14 protein-coding genes and 2 pseudogenes are annotated in these 18,869 nt (G+C 72.3%); 10 read left to right on the top strand and 6 right to left on the bottom strand.

The window, feature by feature from the left end:
* Positions 1 to 24: 24 nt before the first annotated feature.
* Both Drose_RS18965 and Drose_RS18960 read right to left on the bottom strand, forming a co-directional pair.
* Positions 25 to 1,146 (bottom strand): expansin EXLX1 family cellulose-binding protein, encoded by a 1,122-nt coding sequence (locus Drose_RS18965; RefSeq protein ID WP_260729508.1) that lies wholly within the window; start codon positions 1,144 to 1,146, stop codon positions 25 to 27.
* 266 nt (positions 1,147 to 1,412) lie between these two features.
* Positions 1,413 to 1,991: an MBL fold metallo-hydrolase gene (locus Drose_RS18960; RefSeq protein WP_260729507.1), complete on the bottom strand. Its 579-nt coding sequence runs from the start codon at positions 1,989 to 1,991 to the stop codon at positions 1,413 to 1,415.
* Between the two features lie 238 nt (positions 1,992 to 2,229).
* On the opposite strand from Drose_RS18960, the gene Drose_RS18955 reads away from it, so the two are divergent.
* On the top strand, positions 2,230 to 2,808 hold the full coding sequence (locus tag Drose_RS18955; RefSeq protein ID WP_260729506.1) for a nucleotidyltransferase domain-containing protein: 579 nt from the start codon (positions 2,230 to 2,232) through the stop codon (positions 2,806 to 2,808).
* Positions 2,809 to 2,818: 10 nt separating this feature from the next.
* Here the strand turns inward: Drose_RS18955 and Drose_RS18950 are convergent, their stop codons facing one another.
* Positions 2,819 to 3,196 carry a hypothetical protein gene (locus Drose_RS18950; RefSeq protein ID WP_260729505.1) on the bottom strand — a complete coding sequence of 126 codons (378 nt, stop codon included), beginning with the start codon at positions 3,194 to 3,196 and terminating at the stop codon, positions 2,819 to 2,821.
* 233 nt (positions 3,197 to 3,429) lie between these two features.
* Here Drose_RS18950 and Drose_RS18945 point away from each other — a divergent pair, with 233 nt between their 5' ends.
* Positions 3,430 to 3,786: a VOC family protein gene (locus Drose_RS18945; protein WP_260729504.1), complete on the top strand. Its 357-nt coding sequence runs from the start codon at positions 3,430 to 3,432 to the stop codon at positions 3,784 to 3,786.
* A gap of 76 nt (positions 3,787 to 3,862) precedes the next feature.
* Entirely contained in the window at positions 3,863 to 6,280 is a 2,418-nt protein-coding gene (locus Drose_RS18940; RefSeq protein WP_260729503.1) for an excinuclease ABC subunit UvrA, read from the top strand.
* Here Drose_RS18940 and Drose_RS18935 read toward each other — a convergent pair.
* Together Drose_RS18935 and Drose_RS18930 are read right to left on the bottom strand one after the other, a co-directional pair.
* Complete coding sequence (locus Drose_RS18935) at positions 6,274 to 6,732, bottom strand: hypothetical protein (RefSeq protein WP_260729502.1); 459 nt, start codon at positions 6,730 to 6,732, stop codon at positions 6,274 to 6,276. The two genes, Drose_RS18940 and Drose_RS18935, sit on opposite strands and share 7 nt — an antisense overlap.
* A gap of 135 nt (positions 6,733 to 6,867) precedes the next feature.
* Positions 6,868 to 7,911 carry a hypothetical protein gene (locus Drose_RS18930; RefSeq protein ID WP_260729501.1) on the bottom strand — a complete coding sequence of 348 codons (1,044 nt, stop codon included), beginning with the start codon at positions 7,909 to 7,911 and terminating at the stop codon, positions 6,868 to 6,870.
* Positions 7,912 to 8,046: 135 nt separating this feature from the next.
* Between Drose_RS18930 and Drose_RS18925 the strand changes: the two genes are divergently transcribed.
* The 6 genes and pseudogenes from Drose_RS18925 (at position 8,047) to Drose_RS18900 (ending at position 15,330) form a co-directional block, all read left to right on the top strand.
* Positions 8,047 to 8,556, top strand: a complete 510-nt coding sequence (locus Drose_RS18925) for an SAM-dependent methyltransferase (RefSeq protein WP_260729500.1) — start codon at positions 8,047 to 8,049, stop codon at positions 8,554 to 8,556.
* Positions 8,557 to 8,802: 246 nt separating this feature from the next.
* On the top strand, positions 8,803 to 9,348 hold the full coding sequence (locus tag Drose_RS18920; RefSeq protein ID WP_260729499.1) for a GNAT family N-acetyltransferase: 546 nt from the start codon (positions 8,803 to 8,805) through the stop codon (positions 9,346 to 9,348).
* Positions 9,349 to 9,512: 164 nt separating this feature from the next.
* Complete coding sequence (locus Drose_RS18915) at positions 9,513 to 12,461, top strand: putative bifunctional diguanylate cyclase/phosphodiesterase (RefSeq protein WP_260729498.1); 2,949 nt, start codon at positions 9,513 to 9,515, stop codon at positions 12,459 to 12,461.
* Between the two features lie 92 nt (positions 12,462 to 12,553).
* Positions 12,554 to 12,937, top strand: a pseudogene (locus tag Drose_RS18910) (ABC transporter ATP-binding protein); the annotation flags it as partial.
* Positions 12,938 to 12,942: 5 nt separating this feature from the next.
* Positions 12,943 to 13,848 (top strand): annotated as a pseudogene (locus Drose_RS18905) (ABC transporter permease); the annotation flags it as partial.
* Positions 13,849 to 13,962: 114 nt separating this feature from the next.
* Positions 13,963 to 15,330, top strand: a complete 1,368-nt coding sequence (locus Drose_RS18900; protein WP_260729497.1) for a TrpB-like pyridoxal phosphate-dependent enzyme — start codon at positions 13,963 to 13,965, stop codon at positions 15,328 to 15,330.
* A 64-nt stretch (positions 15,331 to 15,394) separates the two neighbouring features.
* On the opposite strand, the gene Drose_RS18895 is transcribed toward Drose_RS18900, so the two are convergent.
* On the bottom strand, positions 15,395 to 18,268 hold the full coding sequence (locus Drose_RS18895; RefSeq protein ID WP_260729496.1) for an FAD-binding and (Fe-S)-binding domain-containing protein: 2,874 nt from the start codon (positions 18,266 to 18,268) through the stop codon (positions 15,395 to 15,397).
* A 213-nt stretch (positions 18,269 to 18,481) separates the two neighbouring features.
* Between Drose_RS18895 and Drose_RS18890 the strand changes: the two genes are divergently transcribed.
* Positions 18,482 to 18,868 carry a VOC family protein gene (locus Drose_RS18890; RefSeq protein WP_260729495.1) on the top strand — a complete coding sequence of 129 codons (387 nt, stop codon included), beginning with the start codon at positions 18,482 to 18,484 and terminating at the stop codon, positions 18,866 to 18,868.
* The last annotated feature ends 1 nt before the right edge of the window (position 18,869 follow it).

Genomic DNA, 18,869 nt, shown 5'->3' with positions numbered 1-18,869 from the left:
CCTGGGCTGGCACGGGTGGTCGCGTCAGCAGGCGGGGGTCGGCGGTCCGCCGACCGGCGCGCCTGAGGCGTCGGCGGCGATGACGGTGGCTGCCGCCGACGGTGCGGCCGCCGCGGCCGACGGCGACTCCGAGGGCGCGGCCGACGGCGACGCCTCGGGACCGTACAGGTGTGTGCCGGTCTGCTGGAAGTCCGGCGGCCCGAGGGCGAGCCCGCCGACGACGGCCTGGTGTCCGTGGACGTCGGAGATCCGCAGCGTGACGGGCGCCGGAACGGCACCGGAGGGGCCGGTCCAGACGTTGTCGGCGCCACGGCGCAGCGGGGTCCAGCCGGTCGGCGTCTGCAGCTCGACCGCGGCGAGGGGGTTGCCGTGGTTGTCGACGACGGCGGTGAGCGACGACCGGCTGGTGCCGCCCTTGAGCTTCACCCGCAGCGGCCCCGGCACTTCGGGGTCGCGGGCCGGCTCGTAGGTGACCGGGATGATGCCGGCGCCGAGGTCACCGATCCGCCCGAACGCCGCCTTGCTGAGGTCGATCTTCCCGCGCGGGCAGGACGGGCACTGGTCGACGACCTGCACGGTGGTCGTCGCGCCGTTGGGCCCGGTCACGGTGAGATACGACCCGCAGGCGGATCCGCCCGCGTATTCGGCCGGGCCGATCGCCACGTAGGCGTCGGTGGACGGCGCGCCGAGGTTGCACATACCGTTGCGGTTGGTGGTGTAGTACGACGCCTTGCCGCTGATCGGCGCGGCGCAGGCGGCGTTGCCGCCGACCTGCGTGACCAGCACGATCGACAGCACCGCGGCGAGGAGAATCCCGGCCGCGGCGGGGACCGCCCACCGCAGATACCGGCGCCGGGCGACGGGTCCGGGGGCAACAGCGCCACCGGTGATCACGCCCACCGGACCACCCGCATCCGCGGCAACCGGGCCGTCCGCGCCCGAGTGCCGGATGACGACCGTCTCCCCGCCCAGGGCGTCGCCCTTGCCGACGTCCGCGACGACCACCGTCTCACCACCGGAACCGTCGCCGACACTCCCGACGACCACCGTCTCCCCGCCGAGGGCGTCGCCCTCGTCCACGGGCTTGGCAGCGGTGTCGGCCACGCTGTCGTCCTGGTGCCCGGCGGCGAAGTTGTCGGCACTCACGTCGGCGTCCCGTCGGCGTTCATGCACACGGACCCTAAGCCACCCGCCCAGCCCACCGCGAATCGGCGCCTACCACTCAAGACCGCACGTGCCGGATCGGTCACCCTCGGTCGGCAGGCGGGTCCGCGAGAGGCCGGCGGGCGGCACGCACCGCCTGCGACCGCAGCCGGGTGAGCAGGTTCCGGACGCCGACCAGGCCGGCGGGGACGGTGAGCGCGACCGCCACCGGCCGGAAGGCGCCGGCCAGGTCGGGCGGCCTCAGGTGGTCAGCGCGGGGTGTTCCCGTCCGGCACGAAGGCCGGTCCGTGGCCGGGCACCACGACGTCCGCCACCGCCAGCACCCGTTCCCGGCCCGCGTGCAGGGCGTCCAGGTCGGTGGCGTACGGGTCGTCGGCCGAGGTCGGCGTGGTCCACAGGTGGGTGAACGCGACCACGCCGCCGGCGGTGCCGACCAGGGTCGTGATGTCCTCCGGCGTGTGGCCCGGTGTCCGGATCAGCCGCACCGACGGGGAAAGCTGCCACCCCTCCGCGTCCCGGTCCTCCCACCGGTCACCGTGGTAGATCGCCCAGTGGTCGTGGAAGCGGGCGTTGGGGAACAGCGCCGCGTTCAGGGTGTGGTCGGGGTGGTGGTGGCTGAAGACCACGTCGGTGACGGCCTCCGGCGCCACCCCGAGCTCGCGCAGCGGCGCGAGGATGAGCTCCCGGTCGCTGACCATGCCGGGGTCGGTGACGAGCAGCGTGTCGCCGTCGCGGACGAGGGCGACCGTGCTGGCGACGCCACGCCCGAGGTAGCCGGTGTTGAGCAGCACGTAGGTGGCGTCGTTCGCCTGTGGACGATCACTCATCGGACCAGCATCCCCGCCCGTGGCGGCGGGCACGAGGCCCGCTGCGGACCGATCCCGCAAGGTTTCTGCCAGTTGCCCGGCTGACGTGTCGAGAACGGCACAACCGCTCGTCGTGCGGGGAGAACCCCCGTGGCAGCGGCCGGGGGCGCGAGCTGCCGCTCGTCCGTGACGGCGGCAAGTGACCGGGTCTCGGGCGCCAGGGGCAACCGGATCGGGCGGGTCGCCATAGACTCCCCGGGTGATCTGGAACCCGTGGCCGCCGGCCGAAGTCGCCAGGCGGCTGGCGAAGGTCCGGTCGCCCTGGTACGTCGCGGGCGGCTGGGCGCTCGACCTGTGGCGCGGTGAGCACACCCGGCCGCACGAGGACATCGAGATCGCGGTCCCGGCGGCGGCGTTCGGCGAGATCCGGGCGGCGCTGCCGGGGTTCGTGTTCGAGGTGGCCGGCGGCGGGGAGCTGTGGCCACTGGACAGCCCCGCGTTCCACCAGCACCATCAGACCTGGGTCCGCGCGCCGGAGACCGACCGCTACCACCTCGACGTGTTCCGTGAGCCCCACGACGGCGACGTCTGGATCTGCCGCCGTGACCCGGGCATCCGCCGGCCGTATCGGGACATCATCCGCCGCACGGCCGCCGGGGTGCCGTACCTGGTGCCGGAGATCGTGCTGCTGTTCAAGGCTAAGGCGGTCCGGCCGAAGGACCAGGCCGACTTCGAAGCGACGCTGCCGCGGCTCGACCCGGGCCGCCGCGCGTGGCTCTACGCGGCGCTGACCCGGATCGCCCCGGGCCACCTGTGGTTGCACCGCATCGAGCTGTGACCCACGGGCGCTAGCGGGGCCGGGACGCCGGGTCGTTCAGGTCCCGGCTCGCCTGGATGTGTTCGGCGAACCAGACCGCTTCGTCCGCGTCGAGCCAGTCGGCGTGGTTGACGTCGACGCCGCCGATGAACAGGTTGAACGGCGCCGACCCGGTCAGCAGCCACAGGCCCTTCGGGTTTTCGGTGCGCCACTGGGCCGGCATGCCGGCGACCCTCCGGTCGGGCCGGAACCCGGCCCGCGCGCTGGGGTCGGTGTCGCCGCGGTCGTCGGCCCGGACCAGCACGGCGTCGCCGTCGGCCCGCTCGACCGTCAGCCCGGAGCGGGACCACACCGCCTGCCCGATCGCCTCCCGGGCGCCGTGGAGTCCTGTGGTGGCAACAACGACCACAGGACTCCACACCGGCCGGCGGACACGCACGGCACGGTCACCGCGACGACCGAGGCGATCCACCGGCTCCCCCGGTGATCGAACCGATCAGGATTCGAGAAGCGCGGGGTCACGAGCCGCACCTAGCCTGAAGCCGAGGACGACCGAGCCGTCCGGCTCCGGGCTTCCGTTCGTCCGCGAGCCCGGCCGGCGACAAACCGGGTAAATTGGGACCGACAACCGCAGGAGTGACCATGACCAGCTCTGCCACCCAGGGAATCAAGACCGTGCTGCATCCCGTGTCCGACCTGGCGGCGGCCAAGGCGGTCTACACCGCCCTGCTCGGCATCCCGCCGCAGGCCGACAGCGCCTACTACGTCGGGTTCGACGTCGCGGGTCAGCACATCGGGCTGGTGCCGCGCGGTGGACCGCAGAACATGACCTCCCCGGTGGCCTACTGGCACGTGCCGGACATCGAGGCGAAGCTGGCCGAGGTGACGGCGGCGGGCGCCACCGTGAACGAGCCGGTGCGTGACGTCGGTAGCGGCCGTCTGGTGGCCACGGTCACGGACCCCGACGGTAACGTTCTCGGGCTGCTGCAGGACCGCTGAGCGCCGGGCGCGAGGGAACGAACCGCCCGAGGCCGCAGCCGAGCCGGACCGCGCCGAACGGATGGAGACGATGAGCATGGCCACCAGGGTCACGACGCAGGCGCCCGCGCCGCACGTCGCCGACAGTCACGACCTGATCCGCGTGCACGGCGCACGGGAGAACAACCTCAAGGACGTCAGCGTCGAGATCCCGAAGCGGCGGCTCACGGTGTTCACCGGCGTCTCCGGCTCGGGCAAGAGCTCGCTGGTGTTCAGCACGATCGCCGCGGAGTCGCAGCGGATGATCAACGAGACGTACAGCGCCTTCGTGCAGGGCTTCATGCCGACGCTGGCGCGGCCCGAGGTCGACGTGCTCGACGGGCTGACGACCGCGATCATCGTCGACCAGCAGCGGCTGGGTGCCGATCCCCGATCCACGGTCGGCACCGTCACCGACGCCAACGCGATGCTGCGCATCCTCTTCAGCCGGCTCGGGAAGCCGCACATCGGCTCGCCCAAGGCCTTCTCCTTCAACGTCGCCTCGATCAGCGGAGCGGGCGCGGTCACCGTGGAGCGCGGCGGACGGACCGTGAAGGAACGCCGCAGCTTCCAGATCACCGGCGGCATGTGCCCGCGCTGCGAGGGCCGGGGCGCGGTCAACGACATCGACCTGACCCAGTTGTACGACGCGAGCAAGTCGCTCAACGAGGGTGCGCTCACGATTCCCGGCTACAGCATGGACGGCTGGTTCGGCCGCATCTTCAGTGGCTCCGGCTACTTCGACATGGACAAGCCGATCCGCAGGTACACCAAGAAGGAGCTGCACGACCTCCTCCACAAGGAGCCGACCAAGATCAAGGTCGACGGCATCAACCTGACCTACGAAGGGCTGATCCCGCGGATCCAGAAGTCGATGCTGTCCAAGGACGTCGACTCGATGCAGCCGCACGTCCGCGCCTTCGTGGAGCGGGCCGTCACGTTCACCACCTGCCCCGAGTGCGGCGGCACCCGGCTCAGCGAGGCGGCCCGATCGTCGAAGATCAAAGGGGTCAGCATCGCCGACGCCTGCGCGATGCAGATCAGCGACCTGGCCGCGTGGGTCCGCGACCTCGACGAGCCGTCGGTGGCGCCGCTGCTCGCCACGCTGCACCACACCCTCGAGTCGTTCGTGGAGATCGGGCTGGGCTATCTCTCGCTCGAGCGTCCGTCCGGCACGCTGTCCGGCGGCGAGGCGCAGCGGGTCAAGATGATCCGCCACCTCGGCTCCTCGCTCACCGACACCACCTACGTGTTCGACGAGCCCACCACGGGCCTGCACCCGCACGACATCCAGCGGATGAACGGCCTGCTGCGGCGGCTGCGGGACAAGGGCAACACGGTGCTCGTCGTGGAGCACAAGCCGGAGACGATCGCGATCGCCGACCACGTCGTCGACCTCGGCCCCGGCGCCGGCACGGCGGGCGGCACCGTCTGCTTCGAGGGCACCGTCGAAGGCTTGCAGGCCAGCGGCACCGTCACCGGCCGGCACTTCCATGACCGGGCCGCGCTCAAGGAAACGGTCCGCAAACCCACCGGCACGCTGGCGATCCGCGGCGCGACGACGCACAACCTGCGCGACGTCGACGTCGACATCCCGCTCGGCGTGCTCGTCGTCGTCACCGGCGTCGCCGGATCCGGCAAGAGCTCGCTCGTGCACGGGTCGATCCCCGCTGACGCGGGTGTGGTGTCGGTCGGCCAGGGCGCGATCCGTGGCTCGCGACGGAGCAACCCGGCGACGTACACCGGGCTGCTCGAGCCGATCCGCAAGGCGTTCGCGAAGGCCAACGGCGTGAAGCCGGCACTGTTCAGCGCCAACTCCGAGGGCGCCTGTCCCACCTGCAACGGCGCCGGCGTCATCTACACCGACCTGGCGATGATGGCCGGTGTCGCCACGACCTGCGACGAGTGCGAAGGGCGGCGGTTCGACGCGGCGGTGCTGGAGTACACGCTCGGCGGCCGCGACATCAGCGAGGTGCTGGCGATGTCGGTGACCGAGGCCGAGGAGTTCTTCGGCGCCGGCGAGGCGCGGCTGCCGGCGGCGCACGCCATCCTCGACCGGCTCGCCGACGTCGGGCTCGGCTACCTCAGCCTCGGCCAGCCGCTCACGACGCTGTCCGGCGGCGAACGGCAGCGGCTCAAGCTGGCCACCCACATGGCCGAGAAGGGCGGCGTCTACGTCCTCGACGAGCCGACCGCGGGCCTGCACCTCGCCGACGTCGAGCAGTTGCTCGGCCTGCTCGACCGGCTCGTCGACGCCGGCAAGTCGGTCGTCGTCGTCGAGCACCACCAGGCGGTCATGGCCCACGCCGACTGGATCATCGACCTCGGCCCCGGCGCCGGCCACGACGGCGGCCGGATCGTCTTCGAGGGCACCCCCGCCGACCTCGTCGCCGCCCGCTCCACCCTGACCGGCGAGCACCTCGCGGCCTACGTCAGTGGTGGATCGCGTCCAGCGCGGCGCCGGGCCGCTCAGTAGGTCCGGTGGCGGCACCACGACCGGGCGGCGCGGGTGTTGAGCAGCACCACGAACAGCAGCGGCAGGGCGATCGACACGAGCGTCGCGCCGTAGGCGCGGCCGGTGGTGTACCCCTGCCAGAGGCCGGCGGCGACGCTGAGCAGGTTGAGCACGGTGAGCACGATCCGGGCCCAGTCGCGGCCGCGCTGCACCTTGCGGCCCAGCACGATCGCGGTGAGGCCGACGACCGCGAAGACGGCGAAGATCACGCCGGCGGCCGGCTTCACGTCGGCGTAGCGGCCGGTCGAGGTGTCGTAGTGCAGTTCGGGAACCAGCTCGAACGCGGCCAGCGCGAACAGGCCGCCGATCGCCAGCGTGACCAGGCCGCCGAGGTACTGGAAGATCGCGACGACATGCAGGGAGACCGGCGCGGTCGTGCGTGCCGGGAAGGGTTGCTGCCAGGCGTAGGACATACCTGTGAGCTTCGCGCGCCCACCGGCCGCGCGACTCGCCTGTTCATGCCAACACCGCGCCGGCGCGCCGGCTCATGCGGCCGTTCCCGTCAGCGGGCGCGCCGGCATGCCATCGACGACGGCCGGCCCCGGACCTCAGTTGCCATAGGTGATCACCATCGGCGGCGGCCGCAGGGCCATCACCTGCCGGGGCGTCATGAGCTTGTGCTTCGACTCCTGCTGATAGAAGATCTTGAGTCCACCGTAGCGGAAGTTGCCGTGCCGCTGCATGCTCTGCGCGACCCACGCGCTGTACTGCCGGATCTTCACCTCGATGTCACCGGGCCAGCCGCCCACCGAGTCCACGTGGACGATGACGTCGACCCGGCTGTCGTCGCGCAGGTTCCGCTTGTCCGCGATCAGGGCCTCGGCCGGGTCGTACGGGTCCGCGAGACCGTCGCCGTCGGGACGGTACTGGTGGATCAGGAACATCTTGCGCGGCACCTGGTACCGCTCCGGCAGGTCGGCGACGGCGTCGATGAGCGGGTTGAGGTCGGCCGCGCGCACGTTCGACAGGTTCACGCCCGGCACACCGTCGCGCCGCGGGAACATCCACTCCGGGTCGATCGCAACGTGCACGAACGGCAGCCTGAGGTAGTGGCTGAAGATGTTGAGCTCGGTCAGCGGGTCGGTCCAGCCGAAGTTGAGGTCCAGGAACAGCACCAGTCCGTTGCGCTTGCAGAACTCGACATAGCGGTCGATGGTGGCCTTGTCGACGTGGTGGCGGTACGAGCCGTCGTCGCCCGGGTACCGGTCGGGCACGCTCACCACGAGATCGATGCCGGCGACGACGGGGTGCGCCGGGTCGAGGGCCTGGTACTGCGCCGCCTGGTCGCGCAGCCGGGTCAGCATGGCGTCGCTGAGCTGGTACGCGGGGCCGGTGACCGCCGCGCCCGGCACCGCGGAGAACGCCACGACCCGGTTCGTGGGCAGCGGCGCGCCGGCGTCCGGGTCGAACACCGGCCTGGCCGGCTCCGGCGCCGCGGTCGGCGTGGCGCGCGCCTCGGGCGTCCGGTGCTCGCTGGTCTGCGTGACGTATCTGGCGAGCGCCACGACCAGGACGAGCCCGAGCGCGAGCGGCACCGCGACGAGCGCGATCGTACCCTGGCCCCGGTCGCGGCGCGTGTGGTGCGCGGACATACGGCTGCGTGTCCCTTCCTGAGGTGCGGGACACCGGCCACGCGTCCGCTCGATCCATGGCCCGGCCCCGAGGTGACCCCTCCCTCCCCGTTCCGAACGCCGCAAAACATCCAAACTCTTCGGTAGGGTCGTCGGGTGGCTGTTCCTGAGCGGATCCGGTGGGCGGTGCAGGTGCTCGACGTCGGGCCGGACGATCACGTCCTCGAGTTCGGCTGCGGTCCGGGCGTGGCCGTGGAGCTGGTCTGCGCGCGGCTCGGCACCGGCTCGATCACCGCCGTCGACCGCTCGGCCACGGCGGTGCAGCGCACGGCCGCGCGCAACGCCGCGCACGTGGCCGCCGGCCGGGCGCGCGTGGTGCAGGGCGACCTCACCATCGCCGCCACCCTCGGCCGTCAGTACGACAAGATCTTCGCGGTGAACGTGAACCTGTTCTGGACCGGCACGGCGGGTCCGGAGCTGGCGGTGCTGGCGTCGCTGCTGAAGCCCGGCGCGCCGCTACGGTTGTTCTACGAGACCCCGTCGCCGGACCGGACCGCCGCGATCGCACGGTCGGTGGCGGCGTCCCTCTCGGCGGCCGGCTTCACCGCGACGACGCTCAAGGGCCCGGCCCCCGTCATGCTCTGCGTCACCGGCAGCCTGCCGTGATCCGGGTCGTGGTGAACGACGCGCTGCCGCCCATCGTGTACCGCAGGGAGTGTGCCGGCCGGCGCGCGTTCCGCCGCGATCCGCCGCCGTGCGGCTCGACCTCATGATCATGGGAACGATGCGGCTGCCCCGATAGCCACATCTTTCCCATGATCATGGAGTCGCCCGGTTCGGAACGCGGCCGGGAGCGGCTACGCCGGCGCCGCCCGGCGGGCCGACGGCGAGCCTCCCGTCTACGATGCTGCGGTGGGCATCGAACTGCGGCCGTACGGGGACGAGGATCTGGCGCTCACCGTGGCCCTGGAGGCCGACCCCGAGGTGAAGAGCCGACTCGGCGGGCCGGTAGGGGCCGAGGAGGCCGCCCGGATCCACGCCAAGCGGATGGCCGGCGTCGCCGACGGTGACTGGTATTTCACGATCCATGTCGACGGCGCGCGGCGTCCCGCTGGCATCATCGCCATCTTCCGCACGCCGTGGGAGGGCGGGATCGTCCACGAGGTCGGCTCGATGCTGTTCCCCGAGTTCCAGGCCCAGGGCGTCGCCGCCGCCGCCTTCCGCGTGCTCGTCGAGCGCGGCCGCGCCGAGGGCCGGTTCACCGAGATCCACGGCTTCGCCGACGTGCGCAACGGCCCGTCGAACGGGATCGTCCGGCGGCTCGGCTTTGAGCTGCTCGGCCAGTGCGACATGGACTACGAGGGCCGGCCCATCCACTGCAATCACTGGCGACTGAGCATCACGCCGGACAGCGACGCGAGCCGCCGGATAGGCGACACGGCGCTCGACGCCGAATAGCGCCGCGGAAAGCGTACGCTTCCACAGCAACGCGCCACCACGGTCAACTACCCCATGCATGCGCGCGCTCACTCAAACGGCGCACGCACCGTCCGCACAACCCTTAAGAACCTCTTCGCTTCGACCGATAGGGCTTTCGAGCGCCTTGCGACGGAAGGAGCGTGATGACCCGGCGTGCACTCGGCCTGTACGGTATGTGGACCCTGCTGCTCCTCACGCTGTACGCGCTCGTGCCTTCCGCGGCCCTCGCCGCGTGGGCGGTCATCGTCCTGTCCAACGCGATCGCGATCGGCGTCGGCATCTACCGCAACAATCCCCGGCGCAAGCGTCCCTGGCTGCTGCTCGGCGCCAACTACCTGACCTTCGCGGCCGGCACGATGCTCGCCTACGTGCTCGCCGTCGTGCTCGACCACCCGGCGTTCCCGTCGGTCGTCGACGCGCTCTACCTCGGCGTGTCGGCGCCGATCCTGCTGCTCGCGCTGTGGGGGCTGTCCCGCTCGGGCGCGGCCGTGCGGGACCGGGCGAGCGTCATCGACGCGCTGATCCTCACCGCCGGCGCCGGCTTCCTGTCCTGGGTGTTCGTCATCCATCCGTATCTGGAGAGCGACGAGCTGAACACCCTCGAGAAGGCGGTCTCGGTCGCGTACCCGCTGTGCGACGTGCTCACGCTGGCCATCCTGGCCCGGCTGGTCATCACCGTGCAGCGGAGCTGGACGGTCCTGCTGCTGCTCACCTCGGTCGGCGGGCTGCTCGCCGCCGACGTCCTCTACAGCCTGGACCGGCTCAACGGCCACTGGGAGATCGGCACGCCGATCGACCTGCTCTGGCTGCTCTTTTACATCGCCGGCGGCGCGGCCGTGCTGCACCCGTCGATGCGGCAGCTCACCGAGCCGCGGGTGCTGCGCCGCAACGAGCTCCACACCCGGCGGGCCGTCCTGGGCATGGCCTCGCTCATCGCCCCGACCGTCCTGTTCGTCCAGGCGGTCAACGGGACGGTCCGCGACGGCATGGTGATCGCCCTGGTGTCCGGTCTGCTCGTCCTGCTCGCGATGATGCGCATGTCGACCGTCGTCACCGGCCTGCGCCGCACCACGGCCCGCGAACGCGAGCTGCGGCGGGCCTGCGAGGCGCTGCTGTCCACGACCGACGAGACGCAGGTCCGCGCCGTCGTCCACCGGTCCGTGCAGCGGCTGCTCGCGCCCGGCACACCGCACCGGGTCGTGCTCGCGCTGCACGAGCCGGGTACGGCCGGCGACCAGCCGATGGGCATCTCCTACGTGCGGGACCTGCCCGGTTGCGTCGCGAGCGGGCTACCGGGCTTCGAGCTGGCGCTGTGCTGCCGGCTGTCGGTCGGCGACCGCGAGGTCGGTGAACTGTTCGTCGCCGCGGCCGAGCCGGTGCTGGTACCGCTGCAGGAGACGCTGCCGGTGCTCGCCGGGCAGGCGGCCAGCATGCTCGACCACATCGCCCTCAACCGGGAGATCAACAAGCGGGAGAGCGAGGAGTACTTCCGGACGCTCGTGCTCGGCGCGACCGACGTGATCCTCATCGTCGACGGCGACAGCCGGATCACCTACGCCAGCCCCGCCGCCAAGCCGGTCCTCGGCACCGCCGACCTGGTCGGCACCAGCCTGCTCGACCTCGTCGACCCGGCGGACGCCCCGACCGTGCCGCACGACGAGGCGGTGACCTGGCGGGTGCGGCGCCCCGACGGCGCCCTCATCGTCGCCGAGGTCGTGGTGCGGGACCTGCGCGACGAGCCGACCGTCGGCGGGCTCGTCCTCACCATGCGTGACGTCACCGAGCAGCGGCGGCTGCAGCAGGAACTGCTCGACCGGGCGTACCTCGACCCGCTCACCGGGCTGGGCAACCGCCTGCGGTTCCAGGACCTCGCGCAGAAGTCGCCCGACGCGATCCTGGTGCTCAACCTCGACGATTTCAGCGTCGTCAACGACAGCATGGGGCAGGACGTCGGTGACGGGCTGCTGATCGCGGTCTCGGACCGGCTCAGCCGGGCGTTCGAGGGTCGCGGCGCGGTGGCCCGGCTCGGCGCCGACGAGTTCGGCGGGATGCTCGACGAGGCCGCGGACGTCGCGGACGTCGAGCGGTTCACGGCCGGGCTGGTGGAGGCGTTCGAGGAGCCGTTCCTGATCGCCGGCAGCATCATCCGGATGCAGCTCAGCATCGGCGTGGCGACCGTCTTCGACGTGCCGCGGGGCGGCCAGTTGCTCGCCGAGGCGCACATCGCGATGGGCGCGGCGAAACGCGAGGGCAAGGGCCGCTGGCGGCGGTACGAGGGGTCGCTGCACGCCCAGGTCGCGTCCCGCATGCAGCTCCGCACCGCCATGGACGCCGCGATCGACGACGGCCAGTTCGTGCTGCACTTCCAGCCGATCGTCGAGCTGTCGTCGGGCCGGACCCGCGGCTTCGAGGCACTGGTGCGCTGGCTGCACCCCACCCGCGGGATGATCCCGCCGCTGCAGTTCATCGAGATCGCCGAGGAGAGCGGCCTCATCGTCAAGCTCGGCGCGTGGGTCCTCGAGGCGTCGGTCGCGGTCGCGGCCCGCTGGCAGGCGATATTCCAGGCCGACCCGCCCTACGTGAGCGTCAACGTGTCGGTCCGCCAGTTCCGCACCGCCGGCTTCGTCGACCTGGTCTTCGAGACGCTGACCCGGCACGGCGTGCACCCGGACCTGCTCATGCTGGAGATCACCGAGAGCCTGCTGCTCGGCGACGACGACGAGATCCGCGCCGACATCTCGCGGCTGCGCAACGCCGGGATCCGGATCTCCATCGACGACTTCGGCACCGGTTACTCGTCGCTGTCGTACCTGCACCGGGTCCCGGTCGACGCGCTCAAGCTGGACAAGTCGTTCGTCGACACGATCGCGGTCTCCAGCAAGCAGCTTGACCTGGTGCGGGGCATCATCCAGCTCGCCGGCACGCTCCAGATGAGCGTGGTCGCCGAGGGGATCGAGACACTGGTCGACAACGGGCTGCTGCGTGACGCCGGCTGCCGGTTCGGCCAGGGGTACCTCTACGCGAAGCCGCTCGCGGAGCCGGCGGCCGAGGCGTGGCTCACCGAGGAGCGGGTCGCGGCGCGGTCGGCCTGAGTGCGGGGGTTTGGCGCCCGAGCGGGTGGCGTGCCATCGTCGCGGGCATGCACAGCGAGCCGCCGAGGCCGCGAGTGCCTACCGTGTCCGGTATGAGCAAGGTGCTGCACCTCGAAGCGATCAGCCGCCGGTTCGGTGACCGGCAGGTGCTCCAGGACGTCACGTTCGACGTCGTGGCCGGTCGCATGACCGGGTTCGTGGGCGCCAACGGCGCCGGCAAGACCACGTCGATGCGGATCATCCTCGGGGTCCTCGCCCCCGACTCGGGCGAGGTCACCTGGCAGGGGTCGCCGCTCACACGGGAGGACCGGCGCCGGTTCGGCTACATGCCGGAGGAGCGCGGCCTGTACCCGAAGATGAGCGTCCGCGACCAGTTGACCTACCTCGGCCGGCTGCACGGCCTGTCGGCCGCCGCGGTGCGCCGCAACGCCGACGAGCTGCTGGAGTGGCTGAGTCTCGGCCAGCGCGCCGACGACCCGCGGTCGCGGCCGGCGACGCGTCCGAGCAGCGGCTCCGTGACGCCGGGCTGGAGGTGCGCGTCGCCGCGGACCCGGAGCGGCTCGTCCGTGCCGGCGAGGTCGACGCCGCCGTCGTGGCGGGGCCGGCCGTCGTCGCCATGAAGGATGCGCCCGGCGACGTGGTGCGGGCGCTGTCGACGCAGCCGGAGGTCCGGCTGCTCGACCCGGACGCGGTGAACGAGGTCGCGGCGTTCATCGTCCCGTTCGCGTTCGCCATCGTCTTCTTCTTCACGTCGCTGACGTTCGGGCTGCAGATCGCCCAGAGCGTCACCGAGGAGAAGCAGACCCGCATGGTGGAGATCCTCGTCGCGGCGGTACCCGCGCGGGCGCTCCTGGCGGGCAAGGTCCTCGCCGGCGGCGTCCTGGCGCTGGCCCAGATCGCGCTCATCACGTTCGTGACGGTCGCGGGCGCGCAGCTCACCGACGGCGGGAGCGAGCTGCTGCCGCTGCTGGCCCCGGCGATGGGCTGGTTCGTGCCCTTCTTCGTCGTCGGCTTCGTGATGCTGGCCGCGCTGTGGGCCGCGGTCGGCGCGCTGGTCGACCGCCAGGAGGACATCAGCGGCGCGTCGATGCCGGTCCAGCTTCTCGTGATGCTGCCGTTCTTCCTGGTGGCGTTCCTCCAGGACAACCCGACGGTGATCACCGTGCTGTCCTACGTCCCGTTCTCCGCGCCGACGGCGATGCCGATCCGCCTCTTCGACGGCGACGCCGCCGTGTGGGAGCCGTTCGTGTCGCTGGCGATCCTCGTCGTGACCGCCCTGGCCGCCCTCGCCGCCGGCGCCCGCCTCTACGAGGGCTCGCTGCTGCGCACCAACGGCCGCACCTCGTGGGCGACGGCCTGGCGCGACCGGGAACTCCAGCGCCGCTGATCCCCGCGACCGTCGCCCGTTGCCCCAGGCCGGTCCCTCGCCGCAGCGGCGACACGCCACCTGAACGGGGGCCGGACGTTCCGATTTCGCCGGTCCGGGGCGAAGATCGTGGGCATGACGGACGCCGCCACGAAGATCGTGCTCTCCGAGTCGGAGATGCCCCGCCGCTGGTACAACATCATGGCCGACCTGCCCTCGCCGCCGCCGGCCGTCCTGCACCCCGGCACCCTGCGGCCGGTCGGGCCGGACGACCTGGCGGCGCTGTTCCCGATGGCGCTCATCGAGCAGGAGGTGACCCAGGAACGGTACGTGCCCATCCCCGACGAGGTCCTCGACGTCTACCGGCTCTGGCGGCCGTCGCCGCTGTTCCGGGCGCACCGTCTCGAACGGGCCCTCGGCACCCCGGCGCGCATCTACTACAAGTACGAAGGCGTCTCCCCCGCCGGCTCGCACAAGCCGAACACGGCCGTGCCGCAGGCCCACTACAACGCGGCGGCCGGGATCCGGCGGCTCACGACGGAGACCGGCGCCGGGCAGTGGGGCACCGCGCTCGCGTTCGCCAGCGCGCAGTTCGGCCTGGAATGCGAGATCTGGCAGGTCCGCGCCTCATACGACCAGAAACCGTACCGGAAGATCATGATCGAGACGTTCGGCGGGACCATCCACCCGTCGCCGTCGGACCTGACCGCCGCCGGCCGGGCGGTCCTCGCCAAGGACCCCGCTTCGCCGGGCTCGCTCGGCATCGCGATCAGCGAGGCGGTCGAGGTCGCCGCGCAGCACCCGGACACCAACTACGCCCTCGGCAGCGTGCTCAACCACGTGCTGCTGCACCAGACGATCATCGGCGAGGAGGCGCTGCTCCAGCTTGCGAAGGCCGGCGACGTCCCGGACGTCATCGTCGGCTGCACCGGCGGCGGCTCCAACTTCGCCGGGCTCGCGTTCCCGTTCCTGCGCGAGAAGCTCGCCGGGACGATGTCGCCGACGATCCGGGCGGTCGAACCGGCGTCGTGCCCATCGCTGACGAAGGGCGTCTACGCGTACGACTTCGGCGACACCGCCGGCATGACACCGCTGATGAAGATGCACACCCTCGGTCACGACTTCATCCCCGACCCGATCCACGCCGGCGGCCTGCGGTACCACGGCATGGCGCCGCTGATCTCGCACGTGTACGAGCTGGGCCTCATCGAGGCGGTCGCGAAGACGCAGCGGGAGTGTTTCGAGGCGGGGGTCCGCTTCGCCCGGACGGAGGGCATCATCCCCGCGCCCGAGCCGACGCACGCCCTCGCCGCGTGTGTCGAGGAGGCGTTGCGCTGCAAGGAGAGCGGCGAGCCGAAGGTGATCCTGACCGCGCTGGGCGGCCACGGCCACCTCGACCTGGCCGCCTACGGGGCGTTCCTGTCCGGCGGACTGGCCGACCACGAACTGTCCGACGAGGCCCTCGCGGCCGCGGTGGCGACGTTACCGCAGGTCGCCGGCTGACCGCGGCCGGCGCCGTGCCGCGCGGCCCGCGCCGGACCGTGTAAGCGGCGCGGCCGGTCCGCTGCTACCGCTCCGGGCCGGCGCCGGGTCCGCCGGCCCGGCGCAGGGCGTCGGCCAGCACCTGGACGAGGTGTTTGCCCTGCACGTCGGCGAGGTCGGCGGCCTGGGTGCGGCAGGAGAAGCCGTCGGCGAGGAACACGTCACCGTCCGGCGCGCCCGCCAGCGCGGGCAGCAACTGCTGCTCGGCGACCCGCACCGACACCTCGTAGTGACCACGCTCGACACCGAAGTTCCCGGCCAGGCCGCAGCACCCGCCGAGCCGGGTCACGGTCGCGCCCGCCTGCTTGAGCAGGTCGGCGTCCGCGGACCAGCCCATGACGGCGTGGTGGTGGCAGTGCGGCTGGGCGACGACCCGGACGTCGGCCAGCGACGGGGGCGTCCAGCCGGGGGTGCGTGCCAGCAGCTCGGCGACCGTGACGGTGGCCTTGCTGACGGCGCGGGCGGCGTCGGTGTCGACGAGCTCCAGCAGGTCGCTGCGCAGCACTCCGGTGCAGGACGGCTCCAGGCCGACGATCGGCACGCCACGCTCGGCGGCGGCGCGCAACTGCTCGACGGTCGAGGTGAGGATGCGGCGCGCCGCGTCGAGCTGGCCGGTGCTGATCCAGGTGAGGCCGCAGCAGGCCGAGCGGGTGGTGATCTCGGGCGCGTAGCCGGCTGCGGTGAGCACCTCGACGGCGTCCTCGGCGATCTGCGGGGCGAAGTGGTCGGTGAAGCTGTCGACGAACAGCACGACCGGCGTGCCCGTCGCGGGCCGCTGCCGTGTGGTGGCGCGGAACCATCGCCGGAAGGTGCGGTCCGCGAAGGCCGGAATCGACCGGCGCGCGTCGACCCCGGCCATGAACAGCGCGACCTTGCGCAGACCCGGCGCCGACATGAGCCGGTTGGCGAGCCGGGGCAGCCGCGCCGCCAGCCGGGACCAGCGGGGCAGCCAGCCGAGGGAGTAGTGCGAGCGGGGCCGCAGCCGGCGGCGGTAGCTCTGGTGCAGCACCTCGGCCTTGTAGGCGGCCATGTCGATGCCGGTGGGGCAGTCCGACGCGCAGCCTTTGCAGGACAGGCACAGGTCCAGCGCGTCGTGCACCGCGGGAGCGCGCCAGTCGGGGGCGAGGTCCCCGTCGAGCATCTCCTGCAGCACCCGGGCCCGGCCGCGGGTCGAGTCCTTCTCGGCGCGGGTGGCCAGGAACGACGGGCACATGACCCCGCCGAGCACGGTCGTGTCGGCGCGGCACTTCCCGACGCCCGTGCAGCGGTGGACCGCCTGGTTGAAGTCGCCGCCGTCGCTGTGGTAGGCCAGGGCCAGCTTCGTCCGGACCGGCCGGGCCGCCGCGACGCGGATGTCCGCGTCGACCGGGTCCGGGTCGACGAGCACGCCCGGATTCAGCAGGTGCTCCGGGTCGAACGCGTGCTTGACCGAGCGGAACAGGTCCATCGCCGCCGGGGAGTACATGCGTGGCAGCAGCTCGCTGCGGGCGCGGCCGTCGCCGTGCTCCCCCGACAGCGACCCGCCGTAGCGCACGACCAGGTCCGCGGCGTCCTCCAGGAAGGCGCGGAACTTGCCGGGGCCACCGGGCCTGTCCAGCGGGAAGTCGAGCCGGACGTGGACGCAGCCGTCGCCGAGATGCCCGTACGGCATGGCGCTGAGCCCGTGCGTGTCGACCAGGGCGTCGAAGTCGCGCAGGTAGTCGCCGATCTTCGCCGGTGGGACCGCGGCGTCCTCCCAACCGGCGTGCGCCGGCGACCCCGACGGGGCACGGCCGGCGAGCCCGGCGCCGTCCTCACGGATCCGCCACAACGGCGCGGCTCGCCCGGCGTCCTCCACGACCATGGCGTCGATGGCACCGGCCTCCACCACCAGCCGCTGGGCGCGTTCCCGCGCCTCGCCGAGGTCGTCGCCGGCGATCTCCACGAACAGCCACGACCGGCCGGACGGGAGGCCGGGGACCGCGTCGGGACCGCGCCGGGAGCGGACCACGTCGACGATCCGAGCGTCGATCCCCTCGCAGGCCGTCGGGCTGAACCCGAGAATGGTGGGCACGGCGTCGCCCGCCGAGCCGAAGTCCGGGTAGCCGAGCACGACCAGCAGGCGGTGCGAGGGGTCGGCGACCAGCCGCACGGTCGCCTCGGTGACCACCGCGAGGGTGCCTTCGCTGCCGACCAGCAGGCCGGTGAGGTCGAAGCCGCGCTCGGGCAGGAGGTGCTCGACAGCGTAGCCGGAGACCTGCCGCGAGAAGGTGGCGAACTCGGTCCGGGCGACCGCCAGGTTGGCGCGGACGATCTCCAGAAGGCTGTCCGTGATCGCCTTGCCACCGTCGATGGTCGGGCGGCCCTTGTCGTCCCGGCCGGTGGACAGTCGCTCGCCGTCGATCGTGCGGGCCTCCAGGCCGACGACGTTGTCCGAGGTCCGGCCGTATCCCAGGGTCCGCGACCCGCAGGAGTTGTTGCCGATCATCCCGCCGATCGTGCACCGGGTGTGCGTCGACGGGTCGGGGCCGAACCGTAGCGAGAGGGGCCGGGCGGCCGCCTGCAAGGTGGCGTGGACCGTACCGGCCTGCACCCGGGCGGTCCGGCTGCCGGCGTCGACGTCCAGGACCCGGTTCAGGTGCCGGCTGAAGTCCAGCACCACGCCACGGCCGATGGCGTTGCCGGCCACGGACGTCCCCGCGCCCCGGGCGGTGATCGGCACACCGAGGGCACGGCAGACCTCGAACGTCGCCGCGACCTCGTCGTCGGACCGGGGCCGGACCACCGCCTGCGGCACGACGCGGTACAGCGACGCGTCGCTGGCGTATGCCGCACGGTGCGCCGGATCCACCAGCACGTCCGCGACGCCCGCACGGCTCAGGCGACCGACAAGGTCGGACAGTTCTCTCGTATCGCTCATGTCATCTCGAGGGCGATCTCGCACCGGCCGGCCTTCGACCCTGTCGCCGCCCCGAACACTCCCTGGACGTCGCCGCAATGGTAGACGTCAGGCATGCGGGCGTCCCCGCGCACCCGGCGCGCCGCGAGGTAGGTCTCCCCCACCCGGAGCCCCCGCCCCGACGCGGGCATCGCCCGGACGCGAAGATGCGGCGGAGGTGAGATGATCGGGGCCATGGAAGTGCTCGGCAGCCGTGTGCTGCTCCGCTCGTCCGACCCCGGACGGAGCCAGCGTTTCTACCGCGACGTCCTCGGGCTCGCGGTCTACCGCGAGTTCGGGCCGGCCGAGCATCCCGGTCTGGTCTTCTTCCTCGGCCAGGGGTTCCTCGAGGTGTCCGGCACGGCGCACGACGAGCCCGGCGGGCCGCTGCGGATCTGGCTACAGGTCCGTGACCTGCGCACCGAGCACGAGCGGCTCGCGGCGGCCGGCGTGCGGGTCGCCCGCGAGCCGCGGCGGGAGCCGTGGGGGCTCGACGAGATGTGGATCGAGGATCCCGACGGCGTCCGCATCGTGCTCGTCGAGGTCCCTCACGACCACCCGCTGCGGCGCGACCCGCGATGAG

The organism is Dactylosporangium roseum (assembly GCF_025264685.1).
In the GTDB taxonomy this organism is placed as follows: Bacteria; Actinomycetota; Actinomycetes; order Mycobacteriales; family Micromonosporaceae; genus Dactylosporangium; species Dactylosporangium roseum.
The sequence above is the reverse complement of the archived record's forward strand: the minus strand, read 5'-3'. Positions and strand labels throughout refer to the sequence as shown.